13 protein-coding genes and 1 riboswitch are annotated in these 13,542 nt (G+C 64.5%); of the genes, 8 read left to right on the top strand and 5 right to left on the bottom strand.

All coding sequences use genetic code 11. The features are described 5' to 3' along the window. The first annotated feature begins 7 nt into the window (after nt 1-7). A complete protein-coding gene (gene mazG / locus L6D75_RS18010; RefSeq protein WP_176515701.1) occupies nt 8-841 on the top strand; it encodes a nucleoside triphosphate pyrophosphohydrolase in 834 nt (277 codons plus the stop codon). Between the two features lie 26 nt (nt 842-867). Continuing rightward, the gene (locus L6D75_RS18005; protein WP_176515699.1) at nt 868-1,407 is read left to right on the top strand and encodes a DUF2058 domain-containing protein; all 540 of its coding nucleotides are present in this window, start codon (nt 868-870) and stop codon (nt 1,405-1,407) included. Nucleotides 1,408-1,453: 46 nt separating this feature from the next. On the opposite strand, the gene L6D75_RS18000 is transcribed toward L6D75_RS18005, so the two are convergent. The 4 genes from L6D75_RS18000 to purM form a co-directional block, all read right to left on the bottom strand. Further along, a complete protein-coding gene (locus L6D75_RS18000; RefSeq protein ID WP_176515697.1) occupies nt 1,454-1,636 on the bottom strand; it encodes a hypothetical protein in 183 nt (60 codons plus the stop codon). A gap of 171 nt (nt 1,637-1,807) precedes the next feature. Beyond that, the gene (locus L6D75_RS17995) at nt 1,808-2,518 is read right to left on the bottom strand and encodes a DUF3108 domain-containing protein (RefSeq protein ID WP_176515695.1); all 711 of its coding nucleotides are present in this window, start codon (nt 2,516-2,518) and stop codon (nt 1,808-1,810) included. 8 nt (nt 2,519-2,526) lie between these two features. Next, nucleotides 2,527-3,180: a phosphoribosylglycinamide formyltransferase gene (gene purN, locus L6D75_RS17990; RefSeq protein WP_176515693.1), complete on the bottom strand. Its 654-nt coding sequence runs from the start codon at nt 3,178-3,180 to the stop codon at nt 2,527-2,529. Next, entirely contained in the window at nt 3,180-4,238 is a 1,059-nt protein-coding gene (purM, locus tag L6D75_RS17985) for a phosphoribosylformylglycinamidine cyclo-ligase (protein ID WP_176515691.1), read from the bottom strand. Before purM ends, purN begins: the two co-directional genes overlap by 1 nt. Nucleotides 4,239-4,619: 381 nt before the next feature. On the opposite strand from purM, the gene L6D75_RS17980 reads away from it, so the two are divergent. The 5 genes from L6D75_RS17980 (at nt 4,620) to L6D75_RS17960 (ending at nt 9,132) form a co-directional block, all read left to right on the top strand. Next, nucleotides 4,620-5,687 carry a DUF2066 domain-containing protein gene (locus L6D75_RS17980; protein ID WP_176515689.1) on the top strand — a complete coding sequence of 356 codons (1,068 nt, stop codon included), beginning with the start codon at nt 4,620-4,622 and terminating at the stop codon, nt 5,685-5,687. 12 nt (nt 5,688-5,699) lie between these two features. Continuing rightward, a complete protein-coding gene (locus L6D75_RS17975) occupies nt 5,700-6,773 on the top strand; it encodes an AI-2E family transporter (RefSeq protein ID WP_176515687.1) in 1,074 nt (357 codons plus the stop codon). Nucleotides 6,774-6,992: 219 nt separating this feature from the next. Next, nucleotides 6,993-7,700, top strand: a complete 708-nt coding sequence (gene hda / locus L6D75_RS17970; protein ID WP_145193312.1) for a DnaA regulatory inactivator Hda — start codon at nt 6,993-6,995, stop codon at nt 7,698-7,700. A gap of 127 nt (nt 7,701-7,827) precedes the next feature. Further along, complete coding sequence (locus tag L6D75_RS17965) at nt 7,828-8,463, top strand: C40 family peptidase (protein WP_176515685.1); 636 nt, start codon at nt 7,828-7,830, stop codon at nt 8,461-8,463. A gap of 135 nt (nt 8,464-8,598) precedes the next feature. Beyond that, nucleotides 8,599-9,132: a C40 family peptidase gene (locus tag L6D75_RS17960; RefSeq protein ID WP_176515683.1), complete on the top strand. Its 534-nt coding sequence runs from the start codon at nt 8,599-8,601 to the stop codon at nt 9,130-9,132. 12 nt (nt 9,133-9,144) lie between these two features. Here the strand turns inward: L6D75_RS17960 and L6D75_RS17955 are convergent, their stop codons facing one another. Continuing rightward, complete coding sequence (locus L6D75_RS17955) at nt 9,145-10,461, bottom strand: PQQ-dependent sugar dehydrogenase (protein ID WP_176515681.1); 1,317 nt, start codon at nt 10,459-10,461, stop codon at nt 9,145-9,147. A 78-nt stretch (nt 10,462-10,539) separates the two neighbouring features. Between L6D75_RS17955 and L6D75_RS17950 the strand changes: the two genes are divergently transcribed. Continuing rightward, complete coding sequence (locus L6D75_RS17950; protein WP_236193738.1) at nt 10,540-13,170, top strand: dermonecrotic toxin domain-containing protein; 2,631 nt, start codon at nt 10,540-10,542, stop codon at nt 13,168-13,170. A 116-nt stretch (nt 13,171-13,286) separates the two neighbouring features. After that, nucleotides 13,287-13,508, top strand: a riboswitch (cobalamin riboswitch). The last annotated feature ends 34 nt before the right edge of the window (nt 13,509-13,542 follow it).

The raw sequence follows: 13,542 nt of genomic DNA, 5'->3' as shown, positions 1-13,542 counted from the left end.
TGCCTAAATGACCTACACCCTCGAAGACCTGCTGCACCTCATGGCCCGCCTGCGCGACCCGCAATATGGCTGCCCATGGGACCTCAAGCAGAACTACGCGAGCATCGTCCCGCACACCATCGAGGAAGCCTACGAAGTCGCCGACACCATCGAGCGCGGCGACTTCGAGCACCTGCAGGGCGAACTCGGCGATCTGCTGTTCCAGGTGGTCTACTACAGCCAGCTGGCCCGGGAGGAGGGGCGTTTCGAGTTCGACGGCGTGGTCGACGGCATCACCCGCAAGCTCATCCGCCGCCACCCCCACGTATTCCCCACGGGCGAGCTGTATGCGCCGCTGGACACCCCCAGCCTGAGCGAGGCCCAGGTCAAGTCGCGCTGGGAAGAGATCAAGGCCGAAGAGCGTGCCGAAAACAGCGACCCGCAGCAGCTTTCGCTGCTCGATGACGTGCCTGCAACCTTGCCGGCCCTGTCGCGGGCAGCCAAACTGCAAAAGCGCGCGGCCACCGTCGGTTTCGACTGGCCCGAGGCCCTGCCGGTGCTCGACAAGGTCCGCGAGGAACTCGACGAAGTGCTGCAGGCCATGGCCGACGGCGATGCCGACGCGCTGGAAGATGAAGTCGGCGACCTGCTGTTCGCCGCGGTCAACCTGGCACGCCACCTCAAGCAAGACCCGGAAAACGCCCTGCGCCGCGCCAACCGCAAGTTCGAGCGGCGTTTCCGCTTCATCGAACAGGCATTGCGCGACAGTGGTCGGGCGATTGAAGCATGTAACCTTGACGAACTGGACGCCCTTTGGGGGGAAGCCAAACGTCAGGAAAAGAACCTGCCCAGCTGCGGCTGAGTAGCTGCATAAGTGAGTGAACATCCATGAGTCTTTCCCTTCGCGATCAATTGCTCAAGGCCGGTCTGGTCAACCAGAAACAGGTCTCCCAGGCCAACAAGGCCGAAAAGAAACAAAAACGCCTGGAGCACAAAGGCCAGGTCGAAGTCGACGACAGCCAGCAGCGCCTGGCCAAGGAAGCCATGGCCGAGAAGGCCAAGCGCGACCAGGAGCTGAACCGCCAGCAGCAGGAAAAGGCCGAGCAAAAGGCCCGCGCCGCACAGGTCAAGCAGCTGATCGAGGCGACCCGCCTGCCCAAGCTGAACACCGAGGATTACTACAACTTCGTCGATGACAAGAAGGTCAAGCGCATCGCCGTCAACGCCCTGATGCGCAGCAAGCTGAGCAATGGCGCACTGGCAATCGTTGCCCATGGCGGTGGCTACGAAGTGATCCCGCGTGAGGCGGCGGTGAAGATCCAGGAGCGCGACCCTAACCGCATCCTGCTGCTCAACACCCATGTCGAGGAAGCGGACGAGGATGACCCCTACGCGGCCTACAAGATCCCTGACGATCTGATGTGGTAAATGCAAAAAGCCCCGCCTAGGCGGGGCTTTTTCATGGAAGACGGGGTCATTGCGTGGTGCGCTGGTTTTCCAGGTCTTCGAGCTCTACGCGGTACTGGTGAGCTTCGTGTTCATTGTGGAACATGCCTACCAGCTGGCCTTGCTGGTGCACATCCCAGATCCGCACGCCAGCGGCCAGGCCTTCGTGGGACATTCTCGATTCGTCGCGTTCGGTTACTTGGACAGTCATCGGTAAACTCCACTTCTTGGGTTGGTTGCGACACTGTGTCGCACACCCCTTTTATAGAGTTTGTTAGCAGGCTAAGTAAATAAAACGGCGATGAAACAAGTTTCATGTTGGCGCGCCGACAAAAAGAAACCCCGCACCAGGCGGGGTTTCAGGCAAGCAGGCTGCAGCGCTTCAGTTACCCTTCACCGTGCGGCCATCGACCGTGCCATCCTGCAGCACGATCACGTACTCCTTGCCGTCGGTCTCGACCTGGCGCAGTTGCACCAGCAGGTAATCCCAGTCCTTGGCAAACCACAGCTCGGTGATGCGTTTGCTCTGGCTAGGGTCGCGCACGCGCTCGACCTTCACCGCATCGACCTGGCCGGTCTTGGTGGTGACTTTCTCGGTGCCCAGCACGCGGAAGTCGTAGGTGTCGATTTCGTCACCGTCGACCACCTGGTAGGTCATGCTTTTCTTGCCGGCGGCCACATCGTGCTGCAGGGCCAGCTGGTAGGACGACTTGTCCAGCACGCCACGGTTGAGCGGCAGGCTGATCGCGTCGCCGCGGTCGCTGCCGGTCACTTTCTTGGCGTTCCAGTCGAAGGTCAGGTCGACCTTCTTGGCCTTGCCCAGGCCACCGCGTTCGAAGTGGTACTTCTGCGGCTGCAGGGTGTCGTTGTCCAGGCGCAGGGTGCTTTGCTCGGTCAGGCTGGCGATCATCATGGACGCCTTGAAGTTAAGGTCCCATGTACCGTTGGCGTTTTTCACCAGGCTGCGTTCGGCAGTGCCACTCATGGGCAGTTGTTTCCAGTCGGCGGTGTAGCTGGCCGAGAAAGGCTTCAGGTCAGCTGCCTGGAGCGGCAGGGCAAGCACGGCAAGAGCCAAGAGCAGGGCGCGACGCATAAATTCTCCTAGGGTCGGATCAAATGACCACTGGCCGGCAACGGCTGGCCATCCAGTAACGCACCCTGTTCGCCCAGGCGCAAGCGCCCCTCGGCAAACCAGTGCATCGCCAGCGGGTAGATCTGGTGTTCCTGGTGGTGTACCCGCTGCGCGAGGCTTTCAGCGCTATCGCCTGGCACTACCGGTACCACAGCCTGTACGACCAGAGGCCCGCCATCGAGTTCCTCGGTGACGAAGTGTACGCTGCAGCCGTGCTCGGCGTCGCCTGCTTCCAGGGCCCGGCGGTGGGTATGCAGGCCCTTGTACTTGGGCAGCAGCGACGGGTGGATGTTGAGCAGGCGGCCCTGGTAGTGGCGCACGAAGCCGCCGCTGAGGATACGCATGAAACCGGCCAGCACCACCAGGTCGGGGTTGAAACCGTCGATGCGCGCCATCAGCGCCGCATCGAAGGCCTCGCGCCCGTCAAAGCCGGTGTGATCCAGCACCGCAGTGGCGATGCCCGCCGCCGCGGCCCGTTGCAGGCCATAGGCATCGGCGCGGTTGGAAATCACCGCGACGATGCGTACTGGGCTGGCTTCACCGCGGCTGCTGTCGATCAGGGCTTGCAGGTTGCTGCCGGAACCCGACAGCAGTACCACGACATTGCAGGGCGAACTCGGCATCAGTGTGCCTTGAGGTTCTGCAGCTCGACCTGGGCTGCGCCTTCGGCGGCCTGTTCGATGCGGCCGATGACCCATGGCTGCTCGCCGGCGGCGCGCAGTTCGTTCAGGGCCGCTTCGACCTGGTCCTGGGCCACGCAGATGACCATGCCCACGCCGCAGTTCAGCACACGGTGCATTTCGTGCTCATCGACGTTGCCTTTTTCCTGCAGGAAGTCGAACACCACCGGGCGCTGCCAGCTGGCCACGTCGATCACGGCCTGGGCGTTGGCCGGCAGGACGCGCGGGATGTTGTCCAGCAGGCCGCCACCGGTGATGTGGGCCATGGCCTTGACGGCACCGGTGTTCTTGATCAGTTGCAGCAGCGGCTTGACGTAGATGCGGGTCGGCGCCATCAGCAGGTCGGTCAGCGGCTTGCCGTCGAGCTGGGTGTTCTCGATGTCGGTGGCCGACACTTCGAGGATCTTGCGGATCAGCGAGTAGCCGTTGGAGTGCGGGCCGGAGGACGGCAGGGCGATCAGCGCGTCACCGGTAGCGACCTTGGAGCCGTCGATGATTTCGGCCTTTTCCACCACGCCGACGCAGAAGCCGGCCAGGTCGTAGTCTTCGCCTTCGTACATGCCCGGCATCTCGGCAGTTTCGCCGCCAACCAGGGAGCAGCCAGCCAGTTCACAGCCGGCGCCGATGCCGGTGACCACGGTGGCGGCCACGTCGACGTTGAGCTTGCCGGTGGCGTAGTAGTCGAGGAAGAACAGCGGCTCGGCGCCACAGACCACCAGGTCGTTGACGCACATGGCGACCAGGTCCTGGCCGATGCTGTCGTGCTTGTTCAGGTTCAGCGCCAGGCGCAGCTTGGTGCCGACGCCGTCGGTGCCGGAGACCAGCACAGGCTGCTTGTAGCCGGCCGGGATCTCGCAGAGGGCGCCGAAGCCACCCAGGCCACCCATGACTTCAGGGCGTGCGGTGCGTTTTGCCACGCCCTTGATGCGTTCGACCAGTGCTTCGCCGGCGTCGATGTCTACACCGGCGTCCTTGTAGCTCAGGGAGGGTTGCTTGCTCATTGATCCAGGCCTTTAAGAGGGAGGGATTCGTAAAAACGACCGTGACGGCCAAGGCCGGCTGGGAGGCGGCGGCTGCCTGAAACGTCAGAGGTCTGTGAAGGCGCGCGATTTTATCAGGGTTGCCGGGCAGCGGCCATCCTCAGGCCGACGGGCAGGGCAGGAAATGCTGAAAATCATGGCCGATCGAGCGGCAATGCAAACCTGTGGGAGCCAGCCTGGCGGCGATGGCGGCGCCACAGGCTGGGTGACAGCCATTTCACCCACGCTCACTGGTTGCCACGGCCAACCCTCTATAAGGTAGTGGGAGCACTTTGCCCTCAGCAACGGTCCCACCCTGCGCTACGCTCACGTTGTTCCGTGTTATCTGGACAGGAATCCTGCATGCGACTTCTCAATTACCTGGCAGCGGGTTGTCTCGCCCTTGCCAGCCTCGCCGCCCAGGCGGAAAACGTCTCCGGCCTCTACCAGGTGCGCGAGGCCGTCGAAGGGCAGGGCGCCGAAGCCCGTACCGCCGCCACCGCCAAGGCCCTGGATACCCTGGTGCTGCGCCTGACCGGCGACCCCAAGGCGGCGCAGAGCCCGGCGCTGGCCGAGCTGCGCAAGGACCCGCAACAAATCATCAACCAGGTCGGCACCGACGCGGGCCCGCCCGAATCGGTGATGGTCGAGTTCGACCCCGGCAGCACCGAGCGCGCCTTGCGCAAGGCCGGGCTAGCCCTGTGGGGCAGCAACCGGCCATCGATCCTCGGCTGGTGGCTCAACGACAACGCCGAAGGCAGCAACCTGGTTGGCGATGGCCAGGCCAGCGCCCAACCCCTGCGCCGCGCCGCCCAGCACCGTGGCCTGCCACTGCGCCTGCCGCTGGCCGACCTGCAGGAGCAGCTGGTGGCCAATGCCAAGCAACTGGAAGGCAGCGACCCCGCGCCGCTGCGCCAGGCCGCCGAGCGTTACGGCGCCGATGCGCTGCTGGCGGTGCACGCCCAGGAGGCCGACGGCAAGTGGCAAGGCAAGTGGCAGCTGTGGCTGGGCAAGCAGCACGAACAAGGCAATGCCGAAGGGGCCGACCAGGCCGCGCTGGCCGACGCGGTCATGCTCGCCGTGAGCAACCGCCTGGCGCCACGCTACGTGACCCGGCCGGGCGCCAGCAGCCAGTTGCAGCTGCAGGTGCAGGGCATGAACCTGCAGCGTTATGCCGAACTGGGCCGTGTGCTCGAACCCTACGGGCCGCGCCTGCAGCTCGCCGACGGCAATACCCTGACCTACGCCGTGACCGCCGACCGCGAGCAACTGCGCGCCCAGCTTGGCCTGGCCAAGTTGCAGGAAGTGCCGGCCGAACAGGCCCCCGCCCTGGCTGCACCGCCCGCCACGGGCACCCCGCCGGCGCCGGGCCAGCCCGCCGCCGCCCAGCCTGCAGCCAAGCCGTTCGACGGCTTGCGCTTTCGCTGGTAAGGAGTGATGCACATGCTCGATACCCGTCGCTGGATCTGGCTGGGCGCAGCCCTGCTGATTGCCGTGCTTCTTTATAGCCTGCACAACATTCTTTCACCGTTTCTGATCGGCATCCTGCTCGCCTACCTGGCCGATCCGCTGGTCGATCGCCTCGAGCGCCTGGGGCTTTCACGCACCTGGGGCGTGGTCGTGGTGTTCGGCCTGTTCACCCTCATCCTGCTGGCCTTGCTGCTGGTACTGGTACCCATGCTGGCCAAGCAGTTGCTGCGCCTGTATGAACTGGCGCCGCAGATGCTCGACTGGCTGCAGCATGTGGCGCTGCCCTGGGTACAGCACCGCCTGGGCCTGGCCGATGGCTTCTGGAAGTTCGACAAGATCAAGGCCGCGATTGGCGAGCACATGGGCCAGACCACCGACATCGTCGGCATCGTGCTGTCCCAGGCCACCGCCTCGAGCCTGGCGCTGATGGCCTGGCTGGCCAACCTGGTGCTGATCCCGGTGGTGGGCTTCTACCTGCTGCGCGACTGGGACGTGATGATGGCCAAGCTGCGCAGCCTGCTGCCGCGCCAGCGAGAGGCGCAGGTGGTGGGCCTGGCCGGTGAGTGCCATGAAGTGCTGGGGGCGTTCGTGCGTGGCCAGTTGATGGTGATGCTGGCATTGGGCGTCATCTACTCCGCCGGCCTGATGCTGGTGGGGCTGGAGCTGGGCCTGCTGATCGGCATGCTGGCGGGCCTCGCGGCCATCGTGCCGTACATGGGCTTCATCATCGGCATCGGCGCGGCGCTGGTGGCCGGGCTGTTCCAGTTTGGCGGCGATCTCTACCCGATGCTGGGCATCGTTGCCGTGTTCATGGTCGGGCAGGCGCTGGAAGGCATGGTGCTGACGCCGCTGCTGGTCGGCGACCGGATCGGCCTGCATCCGGTGGCGGTGATCTTCGCCATCCTTGCCGGTGGCGAGCTGTTCGGCTTTACCGGCGTGTTGCTGGCGCTGCCGGTGGCGGCGGTGATCATGGTGCTGCTGCGCCATGTGCATGACCTGTACAAGGAGTCGGACATGTATGCCGGGGATATCGACCCTGAGTTGTGACAGCGGGGCCGCGTTGCGGCTCTTTCGCCGGCGCGACGGTGCTCTCACTGTGGGAGCCGGCTTGCCGGCGAAAGGGCTGCAGCGCCGCCCCGTCCACTGCAACTCGTTGATTTTGCTTGTGCTATGTGCGTGCGCGATTGTGCCCACCCGCGTTGCGGGTATAGACTTTGCACACCGTTCATTTAAGGCCCCCTGTGGTCCTCCCGACCGCCCGCCAGCATGAAACCACCGATCCAGTTGCCCTTGGGTGTGCGTCTGCGCGACGACGCCACCTTCATCAACTACTACCCGGGCGCCAATGCCGCGGCATTGGGCTATGTCGAGCGGCTTTGCGAAGCCGACGCCGGCTGGACCGAGAGCCTCATCTACCTGTGGGGCAAGCAGGGTGTCGGCCGCAGTCACCTGTTGCAGGCTGCCACCCACCGCTTCCAGCAGCGCGGCGAGCCTGCCGTGTACCTGCCGCTGGCGCAGTTGCTCGAGCGTGGCGTGGAACTGCTCGACTACCTGGCCCAGTACGAGCTGGTGTGCATCGATGACCTGCACGTGATCGCCGGCAAGGCGGACTGGGAAGAGGCCATGTTCCATCTGTTCAACCGCCTGCGCGACAGCGGCCGGCGCCTGCTGCTGGCGGCCTCGGCTTCGCCGCGCGAGCTGCCGATCAAGCTGCCCGACCTCAAGTCGCGCCTGACCCTGGCGCTGGTGTTCCAGATGCGTGGCCTGTCCGATGAAGACAAGCTGCGCGCCCTGCAGCTGCGTGCCTCGCGCCGTGGCCTGCACCTGACCGACGAAGTCGGCCATTTCATCCTCACCCGCGGTACCCGCAGCATGAGCGCACTGTTCGACCTGCTCGAGCGCCTCGATCAGGCGTCCTTGCAGGCACAACGCAAGCTCACGATCCCGTTCCTGAAGGAAACGCTCGGCTGGTAAACCCCGTGATTACAGGGCTTTGAGCGGCAAAACGAAAAAGTCACATCTTTTTCGATAAAATTTGCAAATGGTCCCGATAGAAGGCATAGTTTCCCCCTTCTAAAGGATTACAGACACGGTCGTGCCCATGCTCAAGCGCTTCGCACCCCTCGTGCCACTCGCACTCGTGACCCTGCTGATCGGCTGCGCGGCCCAAGGCCCGGTTTCCCAGCCCCAGGATCACACCCCGGTCGCCAGCCAGGCGGCCATCAAAGCCAAGGCTTCTGCTTCGTCGGTATTCGGTGAAGAAGAGCAGGCAACCGAAGATGACCTGGAGGCCTTCTCCAGCAGCAAGCCTTACCAACTGCCGGTTCTGGCCGACAGTATCCTCGAGCGCGGCATGTCGTTGATCGGCACCCGCTACCGCTTTGGCGGTACCACCGAGGCGGGCTTCGACTGCAGCGGTTTCATCGGCTACCTGTTCCGCGAGGAAGCTGGCATGAACCTGCCGCGCTCGACCCGCGAAATGATCAACGTCGACGCGCCCAAGGTAGCCCGCAACAAGCTCAAGCCAGGCGACCTGCTGTTCTTCAGCACCAACGGCCGTGGCCGCGTCAGCCATGCCGGCATCTACCTGGGTGACAACCAGTTCATCCATTCCAGCAGCCGCCGCAGCGGTGGCGTGCGCATCGACAACCTCGGTGACCGCTACTGGAGCAAGACCTTCATCGAAGCCAAGCGTGCCTTGGCCATGGCGCCGACCAGCGATATCGCGCGCAACTGATATCAAAATGCTATATTCTCCCACGGCGGCGAGCTTAAAAAGCTCGCCGCCGTGCGCATTTACAGAAAGCGTCTAATCTAAATTCTCAACTCTTTTCGGCTGCGGCCGTGCGGTCTCAGACAGGATGTTCTGGCCATGGCGATAATGGCGCGTTTCGCATTCTTTTCCCTGGTGGCATTGCTGGCTGCCTGCTCCAGCCGTGCGCCTGCGCCCGCTCCTGTGGTGCAGCCCAAGGTCACCTACAGCCAACCGGATGGCTCGCCCATTGCCGACGACGTGCTGATCCGCGCGATCGGCCTGGTGGGCACGCCTTACCGATGGGGCGGCAACACGCCGGATTCCGGGTTCGATTGCAGCGGCCTGATCGGCTACGTCTACCGTGATGCGGCGGGTATCAGCCTGCCACGCTCCACGCGCGAGATGATCGTCATGCGCGCGCCGACCGTGGACGCGAAGTCTCTGCAATCGGGTGACCTGGTGTTCTTCGCCACCGGTGGTGGTTCGCAGGTCAGCCACGCCGGTATCTACGTCGGGGAGGGCCGCTTCGTGCATGCACCTTCGACCGGCGGTACGGTCCGCCTGGACTACCTGTCCAACAGCTATTGGGCCAAGGCCTACCTGCAGGCAAAGCGGGTCATCCCCCAGGGCCATCTGGCCCAGAACCCCTGATCACGCCAGGCGCTACGGCGCCTTGTTGACCCGCCACACCACGTTGCCGACATCGTCTGCCACCAGCACGCCACCGCGCCTGTCATTGGCAACCCCAACGGGCCGGCCCATGGCCTTGGCATCACTGTCGAGAAAGCCGGTGAGCAGGTCCAGCGGTTGCCCGCTGGGTTTGCCGCTGCTGTCGAACGGCACGAAAATAACCTTGTAGCCACTGTGCGGCTTGCGGTTCCATGAACCGTGCTGGCCGACGAATGCCCCGTGGTCGAAGGGCGCCGGCAGTGCACCCGGTTCGGCGAACGCCAGGCCCAATGAGGCGGTATGCGGGCCGACGGCGTAGTCCGGCACCAGGGCTTGGGCGACCTTCTGCGGGTTTTGCGGCTGCACGCGTTGATCAACATGCTGCCCGTAGTAGCTGTAGGGCCAGCCATAGAAACCGCCATCCTTGACCGAGGTGATGTAGTCCGGCACCAGGTCGCTGCCAATCTCGTCACGCTCGTTGATCGCAGTCCACAACGCGCCGCTGCGTGGTTCCCAGGCCAGGCCATTGGGGTTGCGCAAGCCTGAAGCGAAAACCCGATGGGCGCCGCTGGCCGCATCCACTTCCCAGATCGCCGCGCGGCCTTGCTCCTGGTCCAGCCCGTTCTCGCCGACATTGCTGTTCGAGCCCACCGTCACGTACAGCTTCCTGCCATCGGCGCTGGCGATCACGTTCTTGGTCCAGTGGTGGTTGAGCGGGCCGCCGGGCAAGTCGGTGACCTGGGTGCCGGCCTCGCGGATCTGCGTGGCCCCTGGCACGTAGCGAAAACGCAGCAGTTTGTCGGTGTCGGCGACATAGAAGTCGTTGCCCACCAACGCCATGCCAAACGGTGAGTGGAGCCCTTCGATGAAAGTGCTGCGGGTTTCGGCCACGCCGTCATGATCGGCGTCGCGCAGCAGGGTGATGCGGTTGGCGCTGGGCACGCCGGCCCCTGCGCGCTGCATCACCTTGCCCATTACCCAGCCCCGTATGCCTTTGCCCTCATCGGGCCTAGCCGGGGCATTGGTTTCGGCCACCAGCACATCGCCATTGGGCAGCACGTACAGCCAGCGGGGGTGGTCCAGGCCGCTGGCGAACGCCGTCACTTGCGTGCCAGGCGCGGCCTTGGGCTTGGCGCCTTGGGGCCAGCCCACCGCCGGCGCGATGTTCACGGTCGGTATTAGGGTGTTGTTCGGTGCTGGCAGGCGAGGTGTCGGGCCACTGCCGTCGGCGACCTGCAGCTGCGCGGTTTCAGCGCAGCCTGCGAGGCTGGCGACCAGCAACAACACCTTCGTGATTGCGGATCCGTTCATGTGTGCCACCCTCGCGAGCAGGTCTGTATTGATTGTGAGGGGCGCCAGCGCTGCCAGGTTCAATCGACACCGCGTTGCATGGGCGCCCTACACATCTACTGCCAGCCGTTCGTTGCCCTGTCCAGCATGGCCATCCCTATGCAGATGGCTTTGGAGTGGGTGATGAACACCGTCAATGAAACAATCGAACGCCAGCTCGATGCCTCGCAGGCCCTGCGGCCTCTCACCGACCTGATCGAGGAAATCGTCCGTGAATACCCAGACCCCAGCGTGCTGGCAACCGAGCAGGCGAGGCGCATCCTGCTTACCCATACCGGCAAGCGGATAGACCCGCGGTTCGTCTGGTGGCACCAGTTCGAAGGCACCAGTGCCAGCAGTTCGACCAGCTTCACGGGCTGGCAACACAGAGGGCCGCCCAGCAAGTCCATGCATCTCACCGAGCTGGTGGTGCATCGTTTCGACGCGGCCTTTCAGCAGGCGCCGGACCAGTTGGCGGTCTATGGCGGCTTCTACCGGCAGGGGCCGCAGGCCCTGCAGTTCGATACCCACAACGAAGTGGGCATGCTGGGCAGCGATGTGCAAAGTGACCTGTGGGCACTGGATTTCGCCGTGGCCTATCGCGCCAAGGTCGAGCACTTTCTGACCACCCAGCGCCAGCATTTTCGCGTCCTGGCCAAGATCTGCCTGCTTGGCCATATCGCCGAGGCTCTGGCTGCCGCGCGCATTACCCGCGATGACGGCGAGCGCCTGCGAGCGTTGATCGCCGATGGCTTGCCGGCCGATCAACTACCCACCTTGGCCACGCTTGAGCGCGACAGCACCACCAGTACCTTGACGCTCAGTCGCTATGTGCTCGACCCCGCGGATGGCGGCTGCATGTACAGCCTGGAAGCCGCCGATGGGCGGGTGGTGCTGTATCTGCCCTGGGCCGGGGAAGCGCTCAGGGCGTTCGGCTCGGCCCTGGCCATGGCCTGCTGGTTGCGTGAACACCTGCAGGACAGCCAAAAGCTCGACGCCTTCAAGGCGGCAGCCTATGGCGATGCACGTGACCCTGCGCGCACCCACGCGGTGGCAACGCATCTGCAGGGCATTGCCAGCAGCGCCTCGGAGCAGGCCGCTTTGGTGCTGCTCAATTACCTGAAGCGCCCGATCACGCAAGACATGTTCACCTACCTGATTGGCCTGGTTGCCCGCGAGCTGCGCGAAACCGCCAGCTTGATGACCAACAATGCGGATTTGCGCAACGCGATCTGGCGTGGCTACCTCGCCGCCTTTCTCAAGGTGTTCGGTGGTTTCGCGCCGCTGGGCTGGCCGATGTCGCTGGCCTTGCTCGGTGCCAGCGTGGCCAAGGTCGGCCTGGATGTGCAGGCCGCCGCACGTGCCGGCGACGATCAAAGCCGCAGGGAAGCGCTGCGCACGGCCATCCTCGACAGCGTGCTCGCGGCCTTCAACATGGTCGACTTCGGCTTTCAATCGAGCTTCGCCTCCCTGGCGCGGCCCGCTGCGCCACACGAGTCCGGCGTTTCGCTGGAGCACTGGCAGGTAGCGCAGCCGGCGCAACTGCCGCTCGAGGGGCAGGAGAGCAACGTGCTGCTGACCGGCGAGGTGGGGCAGGCGGGCCGGCTCAGAGGCGTCGGTGTCAGCGATGACGGCATTTGCTGGATCACCCTGAACGGGTTGTCCTTTCATGTGCGCTACAGCCACGAACTGTCCTGCTGGCTGATCGTGCCCAACAACAACCCCTATGCCTTCGGGCCACTGTTGCCGGTGCGCCTGAATGCCAATGGGCAATGGGAGCTACTGGTTGCACCGGGCCTGCGGGGCGGCGGCTCATCGCCGATCGCTGACGTGGCTGACATCGGCTCGCCGTTCTGGGATGTCTACGCCACGGCTGACGGCACCCAGAGCAGCAGGCTGTCCGCCGGCGCCTTGCGGCGGCAGAAAAAACTGCTCGAAACCTGGATGATTCCGACGCTTGCGGCCGACAAGCGCCCGGACCTGGATGGCAACGGCCTGGATTGCGTCATGGTCCACGGCTTGCCCGAATACTCCTATCGCTATCAGCGCGAGTACTACAACTCGCTGATCGAGTACTACACCAGCGATGAATCGAGGGTTAACGAGGTGTTGCGCCATGGTGTCTATCACTACGGTGACGAAGACAGCTACCTGGGCAACCTGGCCGACTCGCTCGACCGCCTGCCCAAGAGCAACGCCGTCAATCTGTACCGCGGCGGGCATGTGTCGCGCGGCACGGGCGGCCGGTTATACCGCAGCGGTCATTTGAAGGTCGGCGATGTGCTGGTCAATAGCGACCTGACTTCGTTTACCGAAAACCCGTACAAAGCCACCGACTTCGCGTCGCAAGTCACGGGCCAGGGCAGCGCGACGGCGCGCACCTTCGACGACAGTTCGGTGATTTTCGGGCTGCCGGCCGGCCACTACCATGACGGCACGCCGGTCAGTGCCTTCTCGCTGTACTGGGACGAAGCCGAGACGCTGTTCCTGCCTGGGCATTACTTTCGCATCGACAAGATCGAGCAGGTGCACGGCGTCGACTACCGCTTCATCCTGGTGACGCTCGGCCAGGTGAGCAAGCCTGCCGAAGGCGCCGTGTACGACCTGCGCACCGGTCTGGCGTTCGACTTGGCCGCCTACCGTGCACGTATTCGCACGCCGGCGCTGGCGCAACGTTTCTTCCCGCAGTAACGGTGCAGGCGTCCAAGGCACCGCGCCGCTGAAGCGCACAGCCCATCGTCGGCCAGCCGGCGCTGGGCTGGGTGAAATCGCCCCGGTTCGATTGACGCTCCCCATTCAACCCTCTAACCTTCGCGCGTGTTTCAGGTGCCCCGCCAGCCCCGTCTGGGCAGGGTGAAACTGGGAAGCCGGTGGGCGCCGCAAAGGTGCGATTCCGGCGCTGCCCCCGCAACGGTAGGTGAGTACAAAGGCCGCGCAGGGCCACTGGATGCCAGCATCCGGGAAGGCGCGCAGGCTGGGGCCAAGGCCCGCTCACGAGCCCGGAGACCGGCCTGATACTGCCAACGGCATCACGGAGGGTGATGCGCGGTGCACCGTGGCCAG

It is taken from the genome of Pseudomonas faucium (assembly GCF_021602585.1).
GTDB classification, from domain to species: domain Bacteria; phylum Pseudomonadota; class Gammaproteobacteria; order Pseudomonadales; family Pseudomonadaceae; genus Aquipseudomonas; species Aquipseudomonas faucium.
The sequence above is the reverse complement of the archived record's forward strand: the minus strand, read 5'-3'. Positions and strand labels throughout refer to the sequence as shown.

Excerpts from the sequence above, each read along its gene's own strand:
- hda (WP_145193312.1), top strand. The coding sequence starts at position 6,993 with ATGAAACCACCGATCCAGTTGCCCTTGGGTGTGCGTCTGCGCGACGAC.
- L6D75_RS17975 (WP_176515687.1), top strand. The coding sequence starts at position 5,700 with ATGCTCGATACCCGTCGCTGGATCTGGCTGGGCGCAGCCCTGCTGATT.
- L6D75_RS17960 (WP_176515683.1), top strand. The coding sequence starts at position 8,599 with ATGGCGATAATGGCGCGTTTCGCATTCTTTTCCCTGGTGGCATTGCTG.
- L6D75_RS17965 (WP_176515685.1), top strand. The coding sequence starts at position 7,828 with ATGCTCAAGCGCTTCGCACCCCTCGTGCCACTCGCACTCGTGACCCTG.
- mazG (WP_176515701.1), top strand. The coding sequence starts at position 8 with ATGACCTACACCCTCGAAGACCTGCTGCACCTCATGGCCCGCCTGCGC.
- L6D75_RS18000 (WP_176515697.1), bottom strand. The coding sequence starts at position 1,636 with ATGACTGTCCAAGTAACCGAACGCGACGAATCGAGAATGTCCCACGAA.
- L6D75_RS17995 (WP_176515695.1), bottom strand. The coding sequence starts at position 2,518 with ATGCGTCGCGCCCTGCTCTTGGCTCTTGCCGTGCTTGCCCTGCCGCTC.
- purN (WP_176515693.1), bottom strand. The coding sequence starts at position 3,180 with ATGCCGAGTTCGCCCTGCAATGTCGTGGTACTGCTGTCGGGTTCCGGC.
- L6D75_RS17980 (WP_176515689.1), top strand. The coding sequence starts at position 4,620 with ATGCGACTTCTCAATTACCTGGCAGCGGGTTGTCTCGCCCTTGCCAGC.
- L6D75_RS17950 (WP_236193738.1), top strand. The coding sequence starts at position 10,540 with ATGGGCGCCCTACACATCTACTGCCAGCCGTTCGTTGCCCTGTCCAGC.
- L6D75_RS17955 (WP_176515681.1), bottom strand. The coding sequence starts at position 10,461 with ATGAACGGATCCGCAATCACGAAGGTGTTGTTGCTGGTCGCCAGCCTC.
- L6D75_RS18005 (WP_176515699.1), top strand. The coding sequence starts at position 868 with ATGAGTCTTTCCCTTCGCGATCAATTGCTCAAGGCCGGTCTGGTCAAC.
- purM (WP_176515691.1), bottom strand. The coding sequence starts at position 4,238 with ATGAGCAAGCAACCCTCCCTGAGCTACAAGGACGCCGGTGTAGACATC.